This window comes from Chryseobacterium indoltheticum (genome assembly GCF_003815915.1).
Lineage (GTDB): Bacteria > Bacteroidota > Bacteroidia > Flavobacteriales > Weeksellaceae > Chryseobacterium > Chryseobacterium indoltheticum.
In genome coordinates this window covers 4,076,203-4,097,631 of record NZ_CP033929.1, presented here as the reverse complement: position 1 = coordinate 4,097,631, position 21,429 = coordinate 4,076,203, and the positions used below count along the sequence as shown (strand labels likewise).

Below are 21,429 nucleotides of genomic sequence, written 5' to 3'. Positions count from 1 at the left end.
CCATTCGTAATGTTTGGGAAGTTTTTGTTTAAACCTTATCTTTGAATTTGATGAGTTGCTCTTATTATTAGATAAATTGAAGACGATTACATCATTTAAATTATTATTAAATTATGAAAACAGATATACTTGCTTTTGGAGCTCATCCCGATGATGTTGAATTGGGTTGTGGCGGAACAATTGCTAAATTAATTTCAGAAGGAAAAACCATTGTTATCGTTGATTTAACCAAAGGTGAATTGGGAACTAGGGGAACCGATCAGACAAGAAAAGAAGAAGCGACTGAAGCTGCCAGAATTTTGGGAGTTGCTGCCAGAGAGAATTTAGGGCTAAAAGATGGTTTCCTTGTCAATTCTGAAGAATATCAGATAGAGATTGTAAAAATGATCCGCAAATACCAACCAGAAATCGTTTTAGCTAACGCAATTGATGATAGACATCCGGATCATGCAAAAGCAGCGAAATTAGTATCAGATGCGTGCTTTTTATCTGGGTTGAGAAAAATAGAAACGGTTTTAGAAGGCGAGATTCAGGAAGTATGGAGACCTAAACAAATATTCCACTATATTCAATGGAAAGAAATTCAACCGGAATTTGTCATTGATATTTCAGAACATCTTGAAAAAAAGCTGGAGGCCTGTATGGCATTTAAAACTCAGTTTTATGATCCAGCATCAAAAGAGCCGGTGACTCCAATTGCTACAAAAGACTTCTATGAAAGTTTGACATATCGTGCCCAGAATTTAGGTCGATTATCGGGAGTTGCTTATGCTGAGGGATTTACGACTGAGAAGCTGATTGCGATGAAAAATTTTGATGGAATTATTTTGTAATTAAAAAATCTTTCTTATATTTGCACCACCAAAACGGTGATTGTAGCTCAGTTGGTTAGAGCGCCGGATTGTGGTTCCGGAGGTCGGGGGTTCGAGACCCCTCATTCACCCACAGTAAACACATTTTCTTTCTGAAAATGTGTTTTTTTTATTTTTACAAATAGCATTTTTCCAACATGAAATTGGAATTAGTTATTCATAAAAAAAGCATCCTTTTTCAGATGCTTGTGTTTTTTTAGATATGTTTTGATTTAAACTTCGTCGTCAGAATCTATTGTGTATGTTCTGCTTTTGAAATCTTTATCATGCTTTTCTGAAATAACATCCTCACCCTTTTCATTAATGATGAAATCTGTGGACTCATTAAACATCTCCTGAAAACTCTTAAAATCTTCTTTATAAAGATAAATTTTATGCTTCTCGAATGTAGCTTCTCCATTCTCTCCGAAATTCTTTTTGCTTTCGGTAATCGTAAGATAATAATCTCCTGCTTTAGTCTCTCGCACATCAAAGAAATAAGTTCTTCTCCCCGCTTTTAACACCTTAGTGAAAATTTCATTTTCATGGCGTTCCTTGTATTCACTCATTATTAGATATTTTTTTTAATCTTGTTAAGAACAAATATAAAATATTTCTTTCAATCACAAAATTTTTTTTATGATTTATTTAACAATTCCAAATGTTTTGACTATGCGGTTGCAGAATTGGTAATTTCGCTAAGATTAAGAATTTTGTCGGCTCTTTGTGCGCTAGACTCTCTATGTGTGATGATTATAGAAGTCGCATTATTGATTTTAGTATCAATATTTTCAAGAATATTTTGCTCGGTTTCTGTATCCAAAGCCGATAGTGAATCATCAAAAATAATGACTTTAGGGTCTTTTATCAGTGCTCTTGCAATGCAAATTCTCTGCTTCTGACCTCCCGAAAGCATCACGCCACGTTCTCCTACCATGGTTTTGTACTGTTCCTTAAACTCAACAATGTTTTTGTGTACGTCTGCAATTTTAGAATATTCAACCACTTTCTCGTGAGTAGGATTATCGATAGAAAACCCGATATTATGCTCAATAGAATCTGAAAATAGATAACTCTCCTGTGGAATATATCCGATAAAGTTTCTGTAATTTTCAAGATTATGATCTTTTAAATTTCTCCCGTCAATCAGAATTTCACCTTCAGTAGGATCAATAAGGCGGCAGAGAAGTAAGGCGATGGTTGATTTTCCACTACCGGTTTTCCCCATAATGGCTAAAGATTTTCCGGCTTCAATTGTAAAACTTAAATTATCTAATGCTTTGATGCCTGTATTTGGGTAGACATAAGATACATTTCTGAACTCAATATCACCTTTAATAGGATAGTTTTCAAAGTTTTTGTTGTAAATATCAGACTGCTTCTCCAAAAACTCATTAATTCTCTGCATAGAAGCTTCTGCTCTTTGATTGATCGACGTCACCCAACCCACCATTGAAAACGGCCAGATCAAAATATTAATGTACATAAAGAAATCTGCAATTTTACCAACCGTAAGCTCGCCAGCGATATATTTTTGTCCGCCAATCAAAATTACAGCAACATTCAACAATCCTATTACAAACAAAATAATAGTAAAAAAATAGGCTTCTGTTTTTGCAAGATCTAAAGCTTTGTCTTGATAATCGCTTACTTTTATACCATAATTCTTTTGAATATATTTTTCTTTTGCAAAGTATTTTACCACTCTTATTCCTGAAAAACTATCTTGTACAAAAGTGGAAATGGCAGACTGACTTTTCTGCATTACTTTTGATTTTTTATTGATGATTGAGCTTACTTTAAATATGATGTAAGACAAAATGGGAAGTGGTAACAACGTCCAAACTGTCATTGAAACATCGGTTGTGAGCATATAAAAGCTGGTAATCAATAATAATACAACCAAATTGATCACGTACATTACGCCAGGTCCCAAATACATTCTTACAGCAACAATATCTTCGCTTAATCTGTTCATTAAATCCCCAATCGTTGTCTGCTTATAATCTGTAAGCGATAAATCCTGATAATGTCTGTAAATTTTATTTTTCAGTTCGTACTCAATTCTTCTGGAGGCAACAATGATGGTCTGTCGCATCATAAAAGTAAAAAAACCGGTAAGAAGTGAGCAGCCGACAATAATGGCAACATATATTAAAACCTGCTTATTAAAGCCGAGATTTCCTTGTTTCGTCAATTCGTCAACTGATTTCCCGACAAACTGTACTTTATAGATATTAAAAAAATTACTGGCAATTATAAATAGGAACCCCCAAAATAATAATATTTTGTGCTTCCAGAAGTATGGGTTCAGAGTTTTCAGTGCTTTCATAAAGTTTTACAAAATTACAAAAATTGAGGGAGACAGAGAATTTCATAAATTTTAAATTTCATATCTTTGCACCCATAAAAAGCTCTTTGAATGTTAGGAAGAAGACAAATCCGTGAAAAAGTAGTAGAAACCGTGTATTCGTACTACCAAAATCCGATAAAATTTGATGTGTTAGAAAAAAACATGTTTTCGGGAATAGAGAAAATCTATAATCTCTATATTTTTCAGTTGAATTTTTTGGTTGGTCTGAAAGATCTTGCAGAAAATCAGATGGAAATTGGTAAGAATAAATACTTTAAAACTGATTCAGATGTCAATCCCAATCAAAAATTTATCAATAATCAGGTTTTAAAAAAGCTTGAGGAAAATCCTGAGAGATTGTATTTCACGGGTCAGCATAAAGATTTGAAGTGGGACTTGCATGATGATATGTTGGTGAAAACTTTCCAACGTATGACAGCAGGAAAGCGTTATCAGGATTTTATGAAGGAAGATGGATATTCTTTTGAAGATGACCAGAAATTTATAGGGAAATTATTTTTAAGATATATTGCCGAAAACGAAGATTTTCATGATTATATCAGCGATAGAGAATTGACGTGGTCAGACGATATTCATATTGCAAACTCAATGGTGCAGAAGACCATTGGTTTTATGAAGGAGAATGAAGAAAGCCGTACTTTGATTAAAATGGTTAAAGATGATGAAGACAAAAATTTTGCAGGCAAACTTCTGAGAGATACTTTAAATAACTGGGAAGCCAATGAGAAAAAGCTTTCTGAACGTCTTGAAAACTGGGATTTGGAAAGAATAGCATTGATGGACAAAGTTATTTTAACGACTGCTATTTCGGAACTTGACAATTTTCCTTTTACACCTTCAAGAGTTATTATTAATGAATATATTGAGATTGCAAAAGTATTTGCTACAGATCGTTCCAACATATTCATCAACGGAATTTTAGATAAATATTGTAAAGACTTAAATAGAATATAAATTAAAATTAATTTAATATGAAAAAGACATTATCAATTATTGCTTTGTCTGTAATCGGTTTCGGATTGGTTTCTTGTAAAAAAGAAAATAAAGAAGTACAAAATCCAGAAGTTATTGGTGTAGATTCTACCAATGCTCCTGTTGCAGATTCTACAGTTGCACCGGTGACTCCTACAGTAGCGGGAACTGAAGCTGCAGCACCTGTAAAATCTAACCAGCCTACCACAACAATTGCATTATCTGAAAGCAATTTCGATTTTGGAAATATTAAAAAAGGTGCAAAAGTAAACCACGTTTATGAGGTTACCAATACAGGAACAAACCCATTAATTATCTCTGAAGTAAAACCTGGATGCGGATGTACTGCTCCTGAATTTACAAAAGAACCAATTATGCCGGGTAAAAAAGGAAAAATCACGTTAAGCTTTGATTCTTCAAACTTTGACGGAAGCGTACAAAAATATGCTGATGTTTTTGCTAACGTAGAAAATGCTCCGGTAAAATTGACATTCAATGCCAATATTCAACCATAAAAAAATGAATATGTTAACATTATTTTTACAAGCACCTGCACAGGGAAATTCAACTACCATGTTGATGATGATGGGGGTGATGGTTGTCGGATTTTATTTTCTGATGATCAGACCACAGATGAAGAAGCAGAAGCAGGAGAAAAAATTTCAGGAAGAGCTGAAAGTGGGAAGCAGAGTAGTGCTTACTTCTGGTCTTCACGGAAGAATAGCTCAGATTCAGGAAGACGGAGTAGTTATTGAAACTCTTTCCGGGAAACTGAAATTTGAAAAAGCAGCGATCTCAAGAGAGTTTACTGATAACCGTTTCGGTGAAAAAGCAACGAAAGCTGCTGACAAAAAAGAAGTTATCGAAACTGAAAAGAAATAATTTTAGTTTTAAATAATATTGTGTTTCGGCGCGGTGACCAAAAGTCATCGCGCTGATTCTTTTTAGTCGATAAAATTGTCATTCAGAACGCAGCAATGCTGAGTGAAGAATCCATCTTAATAATCTTAGTTTCTTAACTAAAACTTACTGTTTCAATTTAAAATTGTAACGAATTTCGCCTTCCTCGGATGATAATTTTCTTAATTTATAAGGTTTAATTTATCTTTACAAAATGAATCAAAACAAAACCGTTCTCATTCTCGGAGCCAATTCCGATGTTGCCAAACAATGCATTATACAATATGTAGCGAAAGGATTTTCTGTTATTGCCGCTTCCAGAAACACCAATTCTTTAGAAAATTTTGTTCTGCAAAATAATCTTAATTTAAAAGTTTCTGTTTTATATTTTGATGCTTCAGACTTTGATTCACATCAGAAATTTTATGATGAACTTCCAACAAAGCCTTACATTGTAATTTACGCAGCAGGATTTTTAGTTGATAATGAAAAAGCTTTAAGCAATTTCCAAGGAGCTCAACAAATGATGACAGTCAATTATATGGGAGCCGTTTCTGTATTAAATATAATTGCAATGGATCAAAGCAATAAAAATTTAGAGAGAATAATCGGATTATCTTCTCTTTCCGGAGTGAGAGGTCGCAAAAGTAATTTCGTTTACGGAAGTACAAAAGCGGCTTTCACGACTTATTTGGCTGGTTTAAGGCAGGAATTAGCGCAGAGAAACATAAAGGTCAACGTTTTGGTAAGTGGATATATTAATACAAAAATCAATGCTGGCTTAGACCTCAATAAAAACCTTCTGATGGAACCTGATTATGTTGCAAAACATATCGTGAATGCAGGGAATTCTTTCACGATTGTTCCAAACTTTAAATGGAAACTGATTTACATTATTTTGAAAATATTGCCGGAAAGCTTGGTGGCGAAATTACCGTAGTTATCTATTTTCAAAACTTACTCTTGGCAAATTTAATGATGTCATTAAATTGTTATAGCTGGTTAAAAGTAATGGCTGATTTCCGAAATGGGAAATTTTCAAATCTCCCTTTGTATTACTTAATGCAAAAGAATTTCCGGAATGCGAAATTTCATCTTTGAGAAATTTAAATTTCATTAGCTCATTTACATATTTTATCAGCGCCAACTTTTGTGAATTTGATAATAAGATATGTTTTTTAAATTTTTTGTCTTGAATAATTGAGCCAGTTGAATCTCTAATTTCGCAATCAACCTTAAATTTTATATATGTCAATTTAAGCTTTTGTTCTGAACGGTAAATTTTTATTATTTCATTATGACCTCCCCATTCGCCACAGTCTGCAAATCGAGATTCTATAAATATTGAATCTTCTTTATTGTAATTTAAAATATTTTCAAGTGCATATTTTGGTCGATCATTAGAAGAAGTCTTGAAAGATTCTTTATCAGAACAGCTAATAAAAAATGTTAGAAATAAAATTAGTGTAAGGATCTTCATTAGTTTTAGGTATGTTCAAATTTATTGATAATTACTCCACATCCTGCAACAATTCAAGCGCCTTCATCATATCAATTCCCTTTCCTAAAACAGGCTTAAATAAATCACCTTTTTCCTTAATTCGCTCCAAGGCATTTTCAATAGTAAAATCAGTAGGCTTTAATCCTTTTTTCAGCTCGTTCCATTCAATCGGCATCGAAACGGATGCTCCTTCTTTCGGTCTGATGCTGTAAACGCTTGCCAGAGTTTGCCCTTGTCGGTTTTGAAGATAATCGAGATAGATCTTTTTGTCGTCTCTTTTTTGAAGACTGCGTTCTAAAGTCGTGATTTTAGGAAGTTTGTCATTCACCTGCTTCATCAGAATATGGGCGAAATCTTTTACCTGATCATAATCGTAACTGCCACCCATTGGAATATAAATATGAATTCCCGTACTGCCGGAAGTTTTACAATAACCTTTTATTTTTATTAAATCTAAAACTTCTTTTACTTGTTGAGCAGTTTCAATCACATCATCGAAACTATTTTTCTTCGAGGGATCAAGATCTAAAACCAGATAATCAGGATGTTCCAAATCAGGAAGCGAAGAATTCCACGGATTAAAATCAATGCAACCCAGATTATTCAGATAGGCTAATGTCGCTTTATCGTTACAGATGGCGTAATCAATGTATTTATCTGTAGATTCAGAATAAACTTTTGTTGTTTTGATCCAGTCAGGGAAAGAGTCACCAGCATCTTTTTGATAAAATCCTGATTTTTCAATTCCATTAGGAAAACGGTTTAAAGAAAGCGGTCGATTTTTCAGATGTGGTAAAATGTATTCAGCTACCGACTGATAATATTCCACAATATCCCCTTTGCTGACCTCATCTTGCGGGAAATATATCTTATTCTGATTCGTGAGTTTTATTGTATGTCGATTCAGTTTAATTTCGCTATCATTTTTAAACTCATCTTCTGTATTTTCTGTATTTTTTTTAGTTTTCATACTTTTAGATTTGGTGGTTTTTTGAGTGTTTTTTGTGATTGAATTGCTGATTTCTTTTGCGTCTTTATCCTCCCGAATCGCTACAAATACAGGGTGGCGGAACATTCCGTCTTTTGTAATTTCAGAATATTTTATTTCACAAACCAATTCGGGCTTCGTCCATGTAACCGGCATATTGGTTTTGGGAATGGTTTCAAACGGCGAAGTTTTTACAATTAATTTTTTTAGTCTCTCATGAAGCTGATTCAATAATTCATTATTAAATCCGGTTCCGGTGTGTCCCGAATAGATGAGTTTATCATTGATATATTTACCAAGAATTAAAGCTCCAAAGGCTTTTCTGGATCCTTTTGGTTCTGTGAAACCACAAATTATCGCTTCTTCGGTATTGGTGAATTTTATTTTGAGCCAATCGGTACTTCGGCTGTTTTCAGTATAAATACTATCAGATTTTTTAGCAATCATCCCTTCCAGTTTCATTTTTTTCATGTGACTGAAAAAATCAATTCCTTTTTCAGGAACGTGATCGCAAAATTTAATCAGGTCGGTTTCAATTAATGCATCTTTTAAAAGCTCTTTTCTTTGAATTAAAGGCAATTCTTCTGTAGAATGCCCGTTTAGCCAGAGTAAATCAAAAACCTGATACGTTAAAGCGAGATTCGGATTGTCGCCGATTTGTTGTAATAGTTGAAAACTTGGTTTTCCATTTTCATCGTAAGCTACAATTTCACCATCCAAAATCATTTTGTGTTTTTGCTGAGAAAAATCTTCAACGATTGTTTGAAATTTTGATAAAAACGAAATGCCGTTTCGGGAGTAAAATAAAGGATTTTTTTTACTTAAATCAGCCACAGCACGATAGCCATCCCATTTGATTTCAAAAATCCAGTTTTCATCATCAAAAGCCTCGTCAGAAGATTTTGCGAGCATTGGCTTGATGAATTTCTCTAGTTTTTTTTCATCAACTAAAGAATTGAATCGTTGAAATTTATGTTTTGTTTGAGAAGTTATGACTTCTTTTTGCTGCTTTTTGGGCTTTTTTTTTCCTCTAAAAATTTTGAGACTAATGATTTTGGTGAAACATTTTCTTCGGCATCGTATTCATCCTTGGCAAATTTATCTTTATGTTTTATTAGCAGCCATGCGTTATTATCAGTATTTTTCATTTTCACTAATGCAAATTCACCTTTCAGTTTTTTGCCGTGAAGGATAAATTTTAGTGAGCCAGATTTTAGTTCTTTCAACAATTCTTTTTCATCAGAAAGCTTGCTGGCTTGGTCTAAAGGTTCATAAGTTCCGCTGTCCCAGACTTCAACTTGTCCTGCTCCATAATTTCCTTCCGGTATATTTCCTTCAAAATCTTTATAATCGTATGGATGATCTTCTACCATCATCGCCAGACGTTTATCATCAGGATTTAATGAAGGTCCTTTCGGAACAGCCCAACTTTTAAGAACGCCTTCCATTTCCAGTCTGAAATCATAATGCAACCTTGAGGCAGCATGTCTCTGGATAACAAAAATCAGCTTGTCGTCACTTTTTTTTGTTTTTCCTTTCGGTTCGGTAGTTTCATCGAACTTTCTTTTATCATTATAATCTTTAAGTGCCATAACTAAGAAGCGTTTTTGGATTTCGGACTTTGTAGACTGGCTTTCAACTGTGCCATTAAATCAATCACTTTTCCCTGTTTTGCTGGTTCAGATTGTTTCAGCTTTACAGATTTACCTTTCGCTTTTTTCTTAATGATTTTAAGCAATTCTTCCGAGTATGTATTTTTATAAAATGTAGGGTCGAAGGGTTCTGATAACTGCTCGATCAGGTTTTTAGCCATTTTCAGTTCGGCTGGTTTGGGCGCTTTCTTGGCTGGAATTTTTAAGTCTTTGTAATCTCTGATTTCCTGATCAAATCTGAGACGGTTTAAAACTAAAACCTCATCATTGTACGGCCGAATCATTCCTATCGCTTCACTGTCACGAAGAACAAACGTTCCTATACCGACCATTTTAGTTTGTTGTAAAGCCTTAATTAAAAGTCTGTAAGCATTTTCCCCATTTTTCTGCGGTTCGAGAAAATATGGAGTTTCAAAATAGACAGAGTCAACTTCTACTTCTTTTACAAAATGTTCTATCGAAAGAATTTTCGTTTTTTCCGGGCTTGCAGCTTCGTAATCTTCATCGTCAAGAACAACATATTTGTCATCCATAAGATAACCTTTTACAATGTTTGCCCACTTTACTTCCTTACCTGTTTTTTCGTTGACTCTTTTGAACTTAATATTTGAAAAGTCAGATTTATCCAGCATATCAAGATCCAGTTTACTGGTTTCTGTTGCAGAATAAATCTTTACAGGAATATTGACCAAGCCAAAACCAATGGCACCGTTCCAAATTGCTTTCATTGTCTTTATTTTTAGAAGAAAATACAATGATTGTGCCGTAGGAATATCAATTAATTAATGAAAAAGGATTATATATTTATTTTATAGTAAAATGTTTTCAATATAACTGCTTGTATTCGTGTTTTCTAAATTTTACTACCTTTGACGCTTCTATTTCTGAAAGAAGTCAATCTTCTTTTTAATTAAATAATTTTCAACAATATTACTGTTGGGAATAATCTCAAATTCTAATTTATAATAATTACTAAAAAAATTTTTAATGAAAGATTTAAATTTAAGCAATGTACAAGATAACTGGGAGAATTTTATAACGTCTGCTATTGCTATGGCGCCAAGACTTATTACTGCTTTGGTATCTGCCATTCTTATATTTATCGTAGGAAGATGGATAATAGGATTACTAAAAAAACTAATTAGAAAAGCATTTATCAAGAAGGAAGTGGAGCTTTCTCTGCAAAAATTTTTGCTGAATGTGATTACATGGTCACTGAATATTTTGCTATTTATTATAGTCGTTACACAGCTTGGTGTACAGACTTCTGCCTTTGTAGCCATGATTGGGGCTGCAGGTTTGGCAATCGGTTTAGCTTTGCAGGGATCACTGGCGAATTTTGCGGGAGGAATTTTAATTTTAATGTTGAAACCCTTTAAAGTAGGTGATTATATTGAGGTGAAATCTGGAGAATCTGGGACGGTACACGAGATTGATATTTTTCACACGAGGCTTATTACTCCACAAAATCAAATGGTGATAATCCCGAATGGAGATGTTTCCAATAACAGCATTACAAATTATACCCATTTGGGCACACGCCGTACGTGGTTTAATATTGGAGTTTCTTATAATGCAAACCTTAATGAAGCAAAAAAAATACTTTTGGGTGTAATAAAAGATAATCAGTATGCATTCGAAAGTCCTGCACCTCAGGTTGTGGTAACGGAATTGGGTGATAGCGCCATCAATTTATCGATAAGAGCAACAACTTCTCTGGATAATTTTTGGACGATGAATGAAGAGCTAATCATTAATTGCAAAAGAGCCCTGGATAATGCAGGAATTGAAATCCCTTTTCCACAGAGAGATTTGCATATTTACCAAAATGCTTAATTTTGTTAAAGAATGTTTTAAATCTAAGATTGTTTTTATTAAAAATGAAAAAAAATAAGGTGTTAAGGGTTTACTTGGTTTGACTAAATCTCATCAATTAACTTCACAGATTTATCTCAATATCTGTACTTTTCATTTTTGAGATTGATGATAAGCGACCGCAATATTAATTTCAAAATAAGAAAAATCCTCACCGATTTCTTCCTTAATAGCTTTCAGAGATTGAATAGACTGTCTTTTTGCAATATCAATAATAGGTTGCAGTTTGCTAATGTCCATCAATTCAATTGGCTTAATGGTTCCAACTTTTATGAAATTAACCAAATGATTTTGAATGGTTGGTATAGTCAAATTTCTGATTTTAGCGATTTCTTCGATGTTGTTTCCTGCTTTGAACATTTGAAAAGTCGTTGTAAAAGTTCCTGCCGGAGATTTGTTGGTGTTTTTCGTTGCAGTTTTCTTTTTTGGTTTCTTTTCGGAAATTCTACTGGTTAAATTATGAATCTCACAATAATTGTGAATTAATTTCAGAAGATTCTCGCCATATTTTTCGATTTTAAAAGCTCCGAAACCACTTATTTCATTAAGTTCTTCTTTTGTGTGAGGAAGATAAGCTGAAAGTTCTAGTAATGTTGCATCCGAAAAAATAACATAAGGCGGAACATTTTCTCGTTCGGCAATTTCTCGTCTCAAGCTTTTTAAATCCAAAAATAAATCTGGATTTTTGTCGATTGTAGAAGTCGAATAATGTGTCTCTACTACATCAACATTCACAGCTTTGGCTTTTTCTTTTACTTTTCTGAAGATGACTTTTTTATTCTTAAATAAAACCAGTTTGCTTTCTTCATTTAGTTTTAAAACCGAAAAGTCTTCATTCGATTCACTCAAAAAACCATTAATAAGAAGTTGAGTAACCAAATTTTGCCAATAACTTTTATCGTGATTATTTCCAATTCCATAAGTGGGCAAAGTCTGCATATAGTCTGTGATTTTTACACTTCTGGAGCCTCGCAGAAAATCAATAATTAAATTTTTTCCGTATCGTTCTTTTAACCTGAAAACTGCACTCAATAATTTTTGAGCATCTGTTGTTGCTTCCCAATTCTCAAATTCACTAAGGCAAAAATCACATGCATTACAGTTTCCATCATGTTTTTCACCGAAATATTCCATGAGATATTGTCTTCGGCATTTTTGCATTTCGGCAAAGTCGGACATTTGTTTCAGCTTTTGCAACATCAGCTCAGATTGTTCCTGATTACCTTCTATCATTGCAAATTTTTTCAGCTTCATTACATCGGCGGAAGAGTAAAATAAAATGGCTTCACTCGGCAAACCATCTCTTCCGGCTCTTCCCGTTTCCTGGTAATAACTTTCGAGATTTTTGGGTAGATCTGCGTGCATCACAAAACGGACATTGCTCTTGTCGATTCCCATTCCAAAAGCAATGGTAGCCACCATCACCCGGGTTTTGTCCTTTAGAAAATTTTCCTGAACTTCCGCTCTTTCCAATGATGAAATTCCTGCGTGATAAAAAGCGGAATTGATGCCGTTTTCCTTCAGCTTTTTAGACAATTCTTCCGTGCCTTTTCTCGACAAACAGTAGATAATTCCCGAATCGTCCGGATGTTCGTTAAGATATTGAATAATATTCTGCAGAACAGATTGCTTCGACTGAACGAAATATTTGATATTGGCTCTGTCAAAAGAAGAGATCAAAACCAATGGATTTTGAAGATTCAGTTGTTTGATGATGTCTTTCCGAGTGATTTCGTCGGCACTTGCCGTTAATGCGATGACAGGAATCTTTGGGAATTGCTTTTTTAATCCGTTTAAAAATAAATAATCCGGACGGAAATCATGACCCCAATGCGAGACACAATGCGCTTCATCTACCGCAAACATGGAAATATTGATCTCCCTGAGCATTTCTAAAAACGCTCCATTTTCCGAACTTAATTTTTCGGGAGCAACGTATAAAAGTTTGAGTTTTCCGTTTTTTAATTGATTTAAAGTTTCATTTTGCTCAAAAAATGACATCGAAGAATTGATGTACGAAGCTAAAATTCCGTTCACGCGCAATGCATCAACCTGATCTTTCATCAAAGCAATAAGAGGAGAAATAACAATTGCTGTTCCTTCCAAAACCAAAGCCGGAATTTGATAACAGAGCGATTTTCCACCGCCGGTCGGCATCAGGACAAAAGTGTCTTTCTTACTTATTACATTTTCAATGGCGTTCGCTTGTTCGAGGCGGAAATTATCGTAGCCAAAATACTTTTGAAGTATTTCTAAAGGAGATTTCATAATTCAAAATTTGTGTTTACGTAAAAGTAATAAATTCTGTTGCTTTTGAGAAAAAAATGATTTTATAATTGTTGAAAATTATGAGTCGTTATTATATTGATTTATTCGTAAGCTACTCCTTTCAAAACATGTGAAAAAACTTTCCGATCATTTTTTGTCTACATCAACATATTGATCTGTGTTTTTATAAAACCGTCGATATCTTCAATGGTTTTGGTTCTCATTGTTCTTTATTTTCCATAAAATCTGTTTCGAGATTTTCTATGAATTGAATGAAATCTTGTCTTGTCATAAAAGTTTTAATTGTGATTAAACTTCTTTAAACTGAGATTTTTTTTCAAGATAGGCAATTGTTTTGTTGAGATTGCTCTCATCAATGTTAGCTTTGTCTAAAATGAAATGCATGAATGAAGAGGCTGTAATGTAAAGATATTTGTCATCTAGAATACAGTAAGTGATTTCCTGCCAAATAAATTTGTATTCAGATTTATAGTTTTTGAAACAAAAATGAGTAGGATTAAATTCCCAAATTACATCTTTTGAATTTATTTTGATGTTTGATATTTCTCTTGCTATTAATTCCTGAATATTTTTTTTATTTTTTTTGTATTGAGAATAATAAGAGAAACAATAGATGTATGTCGCAATTACATATCCTCCAAAAAGTCCTGCAAATCCATAATCTTCAGTAATAAAAAATATTATTGCGAATAGTAAAATGATAGTGCCAGCGAATAAATTTTTATTGTTTTTTGCGAGATTTTTTTTCCAAATTCTTTTAAATTCATATTGCTGAATTTGTGTGAAAATTTCTTCGGTACAAGGAGTGTTGTAGATTAAAATTTCTTCGGTCATAGTTTTATTTAAATAAAAAAGCGGAGAAAAAATCTCCGCTTCTAATTTATGCTTTTAAATTTAATTGTAATTCCAATTCATCGAGTTGTTCATCAGCAATTGCGGCCGGTGCATCGATCATCACATCTCGCCCTGAATTATTCTTAGGGAAAGCGATATAATCTCTGATCACCTCGTTTCCGTCAAGAATAGCTACCAAACGGTCAAATCCGAAAGCCAAACCACCGTGAGGCGGAGCGCCGTATTTGAAGGCATTCATTAAGAATCCGAACTGAGCTTCTGCTTCTTCTTTTGAGAATCCTAATAAATCAAACATTCTTGACTGTAAATCTTTATCAAAAATTCTGATAGAACCTCCACCAATTTCGTTTCCGTTCAAAACCATGTCGTAAGCATTGGCTCTTGCTTTCCCCGGAGCGGTTTCCAATAAATGAATGTCTTCCGGCTTTGGAGAGGTAAAAGGGTGATGCATTGCATGGTAACGTCCGCTTTCTTCGTCAAATTCCAATAACGGGAAATCAACAACCCAAAGTGGTGCGAAAACATCTCCTTTTCTTAATCCCAAACGGTTTCCGAGTTCCATTCTCAAGGCGGAGAGCTGAGTTCTTACTTTGTGCTCGTTTCCTGAAAGAATTAACATTAAATCTCCTTCTTTCGCTCCGAATTTCTCGATGATTTTAGCTAAATCTTCCTCGTTGTAGAATTTATTCACAGAAGAAGTTTTCACGCCATCATTCTGGAATTTAGCCCAAATCATTCCTGAAGCTCCGATTTGAGGTCTTTTCACCCAATCAACAAGCTCGTCGATCTGTTTTCTTGTATAATCTGCGCAACCTTCAACATTAATCCCGACAACCAATTCTGCATCATCAAATATTTTAAAATCTTTTCCTTTTACTAAATCATTCAACTCTACGAATTCCATTCCGAAACGGATATCCGGTTTGTCGTTTCCGTATTTCTGCATTGCATCCGCGAATGTCATTCTTGGGAACGTTCCGAATTCCTGACCGGTAATATCTTTGATCAACGTTTTAGTCATTCCTTCAAACACATTCATCACGTCTTCCTGCTCCACGAAAGCCATTTCGCAGTCGATTTGTGTGAATTCCGGTTGTCTGTCGGCTCTTAAATCTTCATCACGGAAACATTTAACAATCTGGAAATATTTATCCATTCCACCAACCATCAACAATTGTTTGAAAGTCTGTGGAGACTGTGGTAATGCGTAAAATTGTCCCGGATTCATTCTGCTCGGGACAACGAAGTCTCTCGCTCCTTCCGGAGTCGATTTGATTAAAACCGGAGTTTCAACTTCAATAAACCCTTCGTCTGAAAGATAATTTCTAACCTTTTGCGCCATTTTGTGACGGAAGATCAGTTTATCTCTTACCGGAGCTCTTCTGATATCCAGGTAACGGTATTTCATTCTTAATTCTTCACCACCGTCTGTTTCGTCTTCAATCGTGAAAGGCGGAAGTTGAGACTCATTAAGAACTTCTAATTTTTCAACTAAAATTTCAATTTCTCCAGTCGGAATATTCGGGTTTTTGCTTACTCTTTCGATAACTTTTCCTGTCACCTGAATTACGAACTCACGTCCCAACTTCTTGGCATTTTCCATCAATTCCGCTGGAGAACGATCCTGGTCGAAAACTAACTGAGTAATTCCGTAACGATCCCGAAGATCTATCCAAATCATAAATCCTTTATCACGAATGGTTTGTACCCATCCTGAAAGTGTAACTTCTTCATTAAGATGTTGAAGAGATAATTCTCCGTTGGTGTGCGATCGAAACATAATTATTTGTTTAAAGTTCAATGTTTAAGGTTCAATGTTTTGAGCCTTGAATTTCCGTCTGCAAAGATAATATTTTTGAAGGGTTTAAAAACAAAAAACTTCCCGAAGGAAGTTTTAAGTTATATATTGTAAAATTTTCTAAAGAATAGCAGCCGTTTCCGGGTGGTTGTTTTCTAACGCATGATCTTTAGCTGTTTTGCCGTTGCTATCTTTTGTCTCTTTTTTTGCTCCGTTTTTTAAGAAAAGTTTTACGGTATCTGTGTATCCATACATTGCTGCATACATTAATGGTGTAACGTCGCTACAAGACTTGTTTACGCTTATTTTGTTTGCAAGTAAATAGTTGATAACATTTACTCTTTCATACCTTGCGCTTAAAGAAAACATATTATAGGAAACTCCTTTAATGTCAAAACATTTAATAAAGTCTTCTTTCTTGAAAACCTTTTTTATATCTTCTATTTTATCTGTCTGGAAAACTTTCATTTTTTCATTAGAAAGTTCTTGCGCAAACAGGCCATTACTAAAGATAGCAATTCCAAAAAGCAAAGTGGTAGTAATTATTTTTTTCATAAATATTAATTTTATCTAAATAATATACAAAGCTAAATAATTTATTTGATACATGTTGCTAATTATAAATCCATTTCATTGCTTTTTTCAAAACTTCATCGTTGTTGTTTTTGATTTGGTTTTTTTATTTTAAAGCTGTTAATCTTTTACATATTCCAAAAGGTCTCCAGGTTGGCAATCGAGAATTTTACAAATTGATTCTAGTGTTGATAACCTCAAGGCTTTTGCTTTTCCGGTTTTTAAAATGGAAAGATTTGCCTGCGTGATTCCTATTTTTTCTGCAAGTTCCTGAGATTGCATTTTTCTTTTCGCCAACATGACGTCAACATTAATGATGATCGGCATAATTTATATGGTTAGTTCGTTTTCAGTTTGTAAGTCTAATCCCTTTTTTAAAAATACAATAACAAAGTATACAAATACGATCTGTAAAATATTTTTTAAATACATTGGAATGAGTTGGTATGGAAATTTTTCAAAAAGAAATAGAAAAAACAAAGGTGAAATTAATAAAATGACAAGATTTAGTATTGCAAAACGATTTAGCCATTTGACGGTTTTGTTATTAAATATCTTTTCGTTACTAATACTTTGAAATGCTTTGAAACAATAATAATAGAATAATACATTGAATATAAGACCTAATAAAATAAGAAAGATACTCTGAAATTTAATTGAGTTAGCGGCTAGTTCAAAATTTGTGAATGGATAATAGAATCTAAAATAATATCTGGGACTGGTATAGTCTTTCCAAATTTCATAAAAAGAATATAAGAATGTGTTCGCTGTTTTAATTTTACAAATGCCAAGTGTAAAACCAATAATTACATAAATGAGTAAGAGAATACTGTAAACAAAAACTATATACAATAGCCAACTGATGTATTGAGAAAGAGAATTTTTACCGATGATTTTCATAATAATATATTTATTATTGCAAATATATAATTAATTATTGTAAAGCAATAATTAGTTATTGAATTTTTGTATTTCAAAAAAAATACCGAAGCAAAACACTTCGGTACTATATCTTTTTTAAATGTGAGAAAATTATTTCCCTCCAAAAAGTCCGCCCAGAATATCTCCTAAACCACCACTTTGTTGTTGCTTTTGTTGACCGCTTCCGCCAAGAACACTCCCTAAAATATCATTCAAAGGATTTCCTGAAGATTGTGATTGTCCACCTCCTAATACGCTTCCAAGAATATCGTTTAATGGATTTGACTGCTGTTGTTGAGCCTGAGTTTGTGCACCTCCCAAGATTCCTCCTAAAAGATCACCAAGACCTCCTGCTCCAACGTTGTTCTGTTGTTTTTCCTTTCCAATATACCCCATGATTACTGGAGCAAGCATTGCCAGAATAGGTCCGATCTTATCAATAGAGATTCCTGTATTTTGTGAGAGCTGATTTTCAACAGTACTTTTTTCATTTCCAAAAATATGAGAAAGTATAGACCCGCCTTCATTTTGTCTTGCTTCCAACTGCGAAGTGTCATCTAAAATACTTCCGTCGTGATCTTTTTCTAACGCACTATTTAAAGCTTCTGCTTCTTTATTGTCCTGAGATTTATTTCTCAAGTAAGAGATTACAAGAGGTGTTGCAACTGCCAAAAGTGCGATGATTTGGTTTTTGCTGATTCCGAATTTGGTTTCAGCTTTTTCTGCAACCTGGTTTCCTGTATTTCCTGTAAGTAAATCGATTAAACTCATAATTTATGCTTTTATGTTTAATCAAAGATGATAAAATTATCTGAATTTAAAAATTAATAATCATTTATAATTTCATTATTTCGTCTCTATTTTGATATTTTTCTCTGAGTTCAACGAATTCTAAGCACTGTTTTCTCAATTCTTCAACATTATCATTAGTTTGTTTATTATCAAGGGTAAATTCTATGCACCCTACATTATTGTGCAACCAAGGTAGCATATAATAACTAAGTCCGCCTTTATATACTTTTTCTTGCTGGAATGCTTTTGTGGCTTCTAATGAGGAAGCTATTCTGTGAGATCCTATATAAAATAAAGGAATGAGAAAAGTTACAAATTGTAATCTTTTCAAATTATATTTCATGTTCAGTGATTTTATTCCAAGGCTAATGATGAGGATAACAATAAAGTAACTCGGTATGAAAAAAACATAATTATCTGATACTGCATAAAATGTTGCAAAGCCAAAAGTAAATAAAAAAGAAATTACTACGAAAGGGAACATATTTCTATGATTTTTGTAAATCTCACGTATTCCCCAAGGGATAAAAATCAAAAAAATATTGAAGTTATAAAGTAAATACAGCAGAGATTTTAAAATATCTTTTAGTAATTCTGAAAAGCTTTGCTTGAAAGTATCTTCTATCCAGGTACCAGTTCCGGTAAGAAATGTGTACTTTATATGAATATCAGCTAAATAATTAACGAGGAACATTGAACTAAAAATCAATGCAAATGAAGACGCTGAAATAAAAATATTCTTTCTGGAATTTCTAAGCTGATAGATAAGTACAATATAAGCAGGAATTAGCATAATGTTTTGGATGTGAACCCACATACTTACTCCTAAAAAAATGCCTGTCAAAAGTAAATTTTTTAGAGATGGCGATTTTAATGATTTGACTGAAAATATTAAAAAGAAGATAATCCAAATTGCATTGAACGTATAAACTTCAATAGTAGAAGCGCTTCGCCAAAATGTGAAACTTAGTCCAAGAACAATGCTGCAACTTATTGCAATCCAGTTTTCTGAAATAAATTCTTTGATAAAAATATAGATTAATGTAATACTTAGAGCGGCAGGAACAATAGACATCAACCTCATTGTCATAATGCTGTCTACATTACAATATTTAGTCAAAAAAATTGCAGTATTTAGGTAGAGAAAGTGAGACAATGGAGTTGCTTGGTCTGTAAATGATTCTTTTTCAACATCTAAAAGAAAACCAATTCCATCCCCAAAAGAAACTTTCGAAAAACTTGAAAAATAGTAAATAATTAAGAAAAATAAGAATAGAAAAAACGGAATAAGTTTTTTATTATTCATCTACTTAATTTTTAACAATCGGTACATTCGAGCAAGCTTCACCAAACATTAGAGATTTTACAATCGGCTTTAGATTTTCGACCAATTCTACATACGCATTTTCCGGAATTGCTTTGTCTGTGCAGCCTTTCACCAAAACTCTTTTTCCGTTCATCTCAGAAAAATCATAGTTTTTGATGGCGTCATGCATTAAAACGATTTCTAAATTTTCAGCACTTCCGAAAACTATTTTCTTTGTAGCATCTGTAAGTTTAGCGGTTAATAGAAAATAAGCCCAAAGCGGAACAATAGCATCTGCCGAATTGTAGATGTAAACGTAAGCATCTTTGTATTCTTCAGTGTCGATTGCTGCTACTTTTTCACGGAAATCTTTTTCTTTTAAAATCATTTCCATAAAAAGAAAATCTTTCAGATCAATCCCTTTTCTTGCACCTTTGGGAACAAGATCAGTAAGGTCAAAGTTGATCAGTCCGCTTGCGGCTACTTTATTTTTTATTTCAAATTCTTCTGACATTTTTTTATCATTATCTTTGGAGCAAATTTACTTAATTATAATTTGAATTTTGATGTTTGCAATTTGAGATTAAATGTCATTTCAATAGACAAAATCATTCATCGCCTATCAATTATCATTTATGAAATATTATATCATCGCAGGTGAAGCATCCGGAGATTTACACGGAAGCAATTTAATGAAAGCTTTAAAAGAAAAAGATTCCAACGCAGAATTTAGATTTTGGGGTGGAGATCTTATGAAGAAACAGGGCGGTACTTTGGTGAAGCACTATCGAGATTTAGCTTTTATGGGCTTTTTGGAAGTTGCGATGAATCTCAGAACGATTTTAAATAATATTAAAATCTGCAAAGAAGATATTAAAAACAATCAGCCGGATGTTTTGATTTTGGTTGATTATCCCGGTTTCAATTTGCGAATCGCAAAATTTGCAAAAGAATTGGGCATAAAAGTAGTCTATTATATTTCTCCTCAACTTTGGGCTTGGAAAGAAGGTCGTGTTGAAATCATTAAAAAATATGTTGATGAAATGATGGTGATCTTACCTTTCGAGGAAGATTTTTATCACAAGCATGGTGTAAAATCTCACTTTGTAGGACATCCTTTGTTGGATGCAATTTCTACACTTCAGGATATTTCTGTTGATGATTTTAAAACTGAAAATGGTTTAAATGAAAAAGAAATCATTGCACTTTTGCCAGGTTCCAGAAAACAGGAGGTGGAAAAAATGTTGGAAATCATGCTTTCTGTTCGCCCACATTTTAATAATTATCAATTTGTAATTGCAGGTGCGCCAAGTCTTGAAAAGGAATTTTACCAAAAATATGTTGATGAAAATGTGCATTTTGTTTCCAACAAAACTTATGATTTGTTGAGGTGCTCAAAAGCTGCTTTGGTAACTTCGGGAACAGCAACTTTAGAAACTGCTTTGTTGAATATTCCGGAAGTGGTTTGTTACCGCGGAAGCAAGATTTCTTACGCTATTGCCAAAAGATTGGTGAAAAATATCAAATATATTTCTTTGGTGAATTTAATTATGGATCGGGAAGTGGTGAAAGAATTAATTCAAAGCGAACTCAATACTAAAAATCTAGTCAAAGAACTGAATTTCATTATTAAAGGTGAAAAAAGAAGTGAAATGCTTCAGGATTTTAAATTGCTCAGAGAAAAATTGGGTGGAAAAGGTGCAAGTAAAAATGCTGCTGATGTAATTTTGAGAAATAATTTTATTAATCAACACTTTTGATCTGCCTAATTAAAAATAAAAG

Annotated in this window: 22 protein-coding genes and 1 tRNA gene; 8 read left to right on the top strand and 15 right to left on the bottom strand. The window is 33.4% G+C overall.

Translation table 11 applies throughout. The annotated features are described in order from the left end of the window. Positions 1 to 113: 113 nt before the first annotated feature. Positions 114 to 833 carry a bacillithiol biosynthesis deacetylase BshB1 gene (gene bshB1, locus EG358_RS18860; protein WP_076560260.1) on the top strand — a complete coding sequence of 240 codons (720 nt, stop codon included), beginning with the start codon at positions 114 to 116 and terminating at the stop codon, positions 831 to 833. A 35-nt stretch (positions 834 to 868) separates the two neighbouring features. Continuing rightward, positions 869 to 944: transfer RNA gene (locus EG358_RS18855), tRNA-His, on the top strand. A 140-nt stretch (positions 945 to 1,084) separates the two neighbouring features. Here EG358_RS18855 and EG358_RS18850 read toward each other — a convergent pair. Together EG358_RS18850 and EG358_RS18845 are read right to left on the bottom strand one after the other, a co-directional pair. Continuing rightward, positions 1,085 to 1,420: a DUF3276 family protein gene (locus tag EG358_RS18850; RefSeq protein WP_029295477.1), complete on the bottom strand. Its 336-nt coding sequence runs from the start codon at positions 1,418 to 1,420 to the stop codon at positions 1,085 to 1,087. Between the two features lie 101 nt (positions 1,421 to 1,521). Further along, positions 1,522 to 3,183, bottom strand: a complete 1,662-nt coding sequence (locus EG358_RS18845) for an ABC transporter ATP-binding protein (RefSeq protein ID WP_076560258.1) — start codon at positions 3,181 to 3,183, stop codon at positions 1,522 to 1,524. A gap of 90 nt (positions 3,184 to 3,273) precedes the next feature. On the opposite strand from EG358_RS18845, the gene nusB reads away from it, so the two are divergent. The 4 genes from nusB (at position 3,274) to EG358_RS18825 (ending at position 6,037) form a co-directional block, all read left to right on the top strand. Continuing rightward, a complete protein-coding gene (gene nusB, locus EG358_RS18840; protein WP_076560256.1) occupies positions 3,274 to 4,179 on the top strand; it encodes a transcription antitermination factor NusB in 906 nt (301 codons plus the stop codon). A gap of 17 nt (positions 4,180 to 4,196) precedes the next feature. Further along, on the top strand, positions 4,197 to 4,712 hold the full coding sequence (locus EG358_RS18835; RefSeq protein WP_076560254.1) for a DUF1573 domain-containing protein: 516 nt from the start codon (positions 4,197 to 4,199) through the stop codon (positions 4,710 to 4,712). A 10-nt stretch (positions 4,713 to 4,722) separates the two neighbouring features. Beyond that, complete coding sequence (yajC, locus tag EG358_RS18830; protein ID WP_115596464.1) at positions 4,723 to 5,079, top strand: preprotein translocase subunit YajC; 357 nt, start codon at positions 4,723 to 4,725, stop codon at positions 5,077 to 5,079. A gap of 232 nt (positions 5,080 to 5,311) precedes the next feature. Next, complete coding sequence (locus EG358_RS18825; protein WP_076560252.1) at positions 5,312 to 6,037, top strand: SDR family NAD(P)-dependent oxidoreductase; 726 nt, start codon at positions 5,312 to 5,314, stop codon at positions 6,035 to 6,037. On the opposite strand, the gene EG358_RS18820 is transcribed toward EG358_RS18825, so the two are convergent. The 4 genes from EG358_RS18820 to ku form a co-directional block, all read right to left on the bottom strand. Further along, positions 6,038 to 6,577: a hypothetical protein gene (locus EG358_RS18820; RefSeq protein WP_076560250.1), complete on the bottom strand. Its 540-nt coding sequence runs from the start codon at positions 6,575 to 6,577 to the stop codon at positions 6,038 to 6,040. A 31-nt stretch (positions 6,578 to 6,608) separates the two neighbouring features. Beyond that, the gene (gene ligD, locus EG358_RS18815; RefSeq protein ID WP_076560248.1) at positions 6,609 to 8,498 is read right to left on the bottom strand and encodes a DNA ligase D; all 1,890 of its coding nucleotides are present in this window, start codon (positions 8,496 to 8,498) and stop codon (positions 6,609 to 6,611) included. A gap of 77 nt (positions 8,499 to 8,575) precedes the next feature. Continuing rightward, positions 8,576 to 9,178: a DNA polymerase ligase N-terminal domain-containing protein gene (locus tag EG358_RS18810; RefSeq protein ID WP_076560246.1), complete on the bottom strand. Its 603-nt coding sequence runs from the start codon at positions 9,176 to 9,178 to the stop codon at positions 8,576 to 8,578. A 2-nt stretch (positions 9,179 to 9,180) separates the two neighbouring features. Then, on the bottom strand, positions 9,181 to 9,966 hold the full coding sequence (ku, locus tag EG358_RS18805; protein ID WP_076560244.1) for a non-homologous end joining protein Ku: 786 nt from the start codon (positions 9,964 to 9,966) through the stop codon (positions 9,181 to 9,183). A gap of 259 nt (positions 9,967 to 10,225) precedes the next feature. Here ku and EG358_RS18800 point away from each other — a divergent pair, with 259 nt between their 5' ends. After that, positions 10,226 to 11,074 (top strand): mechanosensitive ion channel family protein, encoded by an 849-nt coding sequence (locus EG358_RS18800; protein ID WP_076560242.1) that lies wholly within the window; start codon positions 10,226 to 10,228, stop codon positions 11,072 to 11,074. Between the two features lie 132 nt (positions 11,075 to 11,206). On the opposite strand, the gene recQ is transcribed toward EG358_RS18800, so the two are convergent. The 9 genes from recQ to EG358_RS18755 all read right to left on the bottom strand — a co-directional run bounded on the left by recQ (position 11,207) and on the right by EG358_RS18755 (position 20,161). Then, positions 11,207 to 13,381 carry a DNA helicase RecQ gene (gene recQ / locus EG358_RS18795; RefSeq protein ID WP_076560240.1) on the bottom strand — a complete coding sequence of 725 codons (2,175 nt, stop codon included), beginning with the start codon at positions 13,379 to 13,381 and terminating at the stop codon, positions 11,207 to 11,209. Positions 13,382 to 13,690: 309 nt separating this feature from the next. Further along, entirely contained in the window at positions 13,691 to 14,236 is a 546-nt protein-coding gene (locus EG358_RS18790) for a hypothetical protein (RefSeq protein ID WP_076560238.1), read from the bottom strand. A 46-nt stretch (positions 14,237 to 14,282) separates the two neighbouring features. Then, on the bottom strand, positions 14,283 to 16,037 hold the full coding sequence (gene aspS / locus EG358_RS18785) for an aspartate--tRNA ligase (protein WP_076560236.1): 1,755 nt from the start codon (positions 16,035 to 16,037) through the stop codon (positions 14,283 to 14,285). 138 nt (positions 16,038 to 16,175) lie between these two features. Then, the gene (locus EG358_RS18780) at positions 16,176 to 16,610 is read right to left on the bottom strand and encodes an ankyrin repeat domain-containing protein (RefSeq protein WP_076560234.1); all 435 of its coding nucleotides are present in this window, start codon (positions 16,608 to 16,610) and stop codon (positions 16,176 to 16,178) included. Positions 16,611 to 16,748: 138 nt separating this feature from the next. Continuing rightward, on the bottom strand, positions 16,749 to 16,955 hold the full coding sequence (locus EG358_RS18775; protein WP_076560232.1) for a helix-turn-helix domain-containing protein: 207 nt from the start codon (positions 16,953 to 16,955) through the stop codon (positions 16,749 to 16,751). 3 nt (positions 16,956 to 16,958) lie between these two features. Then, positions 16,959 to 17,528, bottom strand: coding sequence for a DUF2975 domain-containing protein (locus EG358_RS20070; protein WP_076560230.1), 570 nt, complete (start codon positions 17,526 to 17,528; stop codon positions 16,959 to 16,961). 132 nt (positions 17,529 to 17,660) lie between these two features. Further along, positions 17,661 to 18,320, bottom strand: coding sequence for a DUF937 domain-containing protein (locus tag EG358_RS18765; RefSeq protein WP_076560228.1), 660 nt, complete (start codon positions 18,318 to 18,320; stop codon positions 17,661 to 17,663). Between the two features lie 64 nt (positions 18,321 to 18,384). Next, complete coding sequence (locus EG358_RS18760) at positions 18,385 to 19,647, bottom strand: protein O-mannosyl-transferase family (protein WP_076560227.1); 1,263 nt, start codon at positions 19,645 to 19,647, stop codon at positions 18,385 to 18,387. A 4-nt stretch (positions 19,648 to 19,651) separates the two neighbouring features. Continuing rightward, on the bottom strand, positions 19,652 to 20,161 hold the full coding sequence (locus EG358_RS18755; protein WP_076560225.1) for a DUF2480 family protein: 510 nt from the start codon (positions 20,159 to 20,161) through the stop codon (positions 19,652 to 19,654). Positions 20,162 to 20,282: 121 nt separating this feature from the next. On the opposite strand from EG358_RS18755, the gene lpxB reads away from it, so the two are divergent. Next, a complete protein-coding gene (gene lpxB / locus EG358_RS18750; protein WP_076560223.1) occupies positions 20,283 to 21,407 on the top strand; it encodes a lipid-A-disaccharide synthase in 1,125 nt (374 codons plus the stop codon). The last annotated feature ends 22 nt before the right edge of the window (positions 21,408 to 21,429 follow it).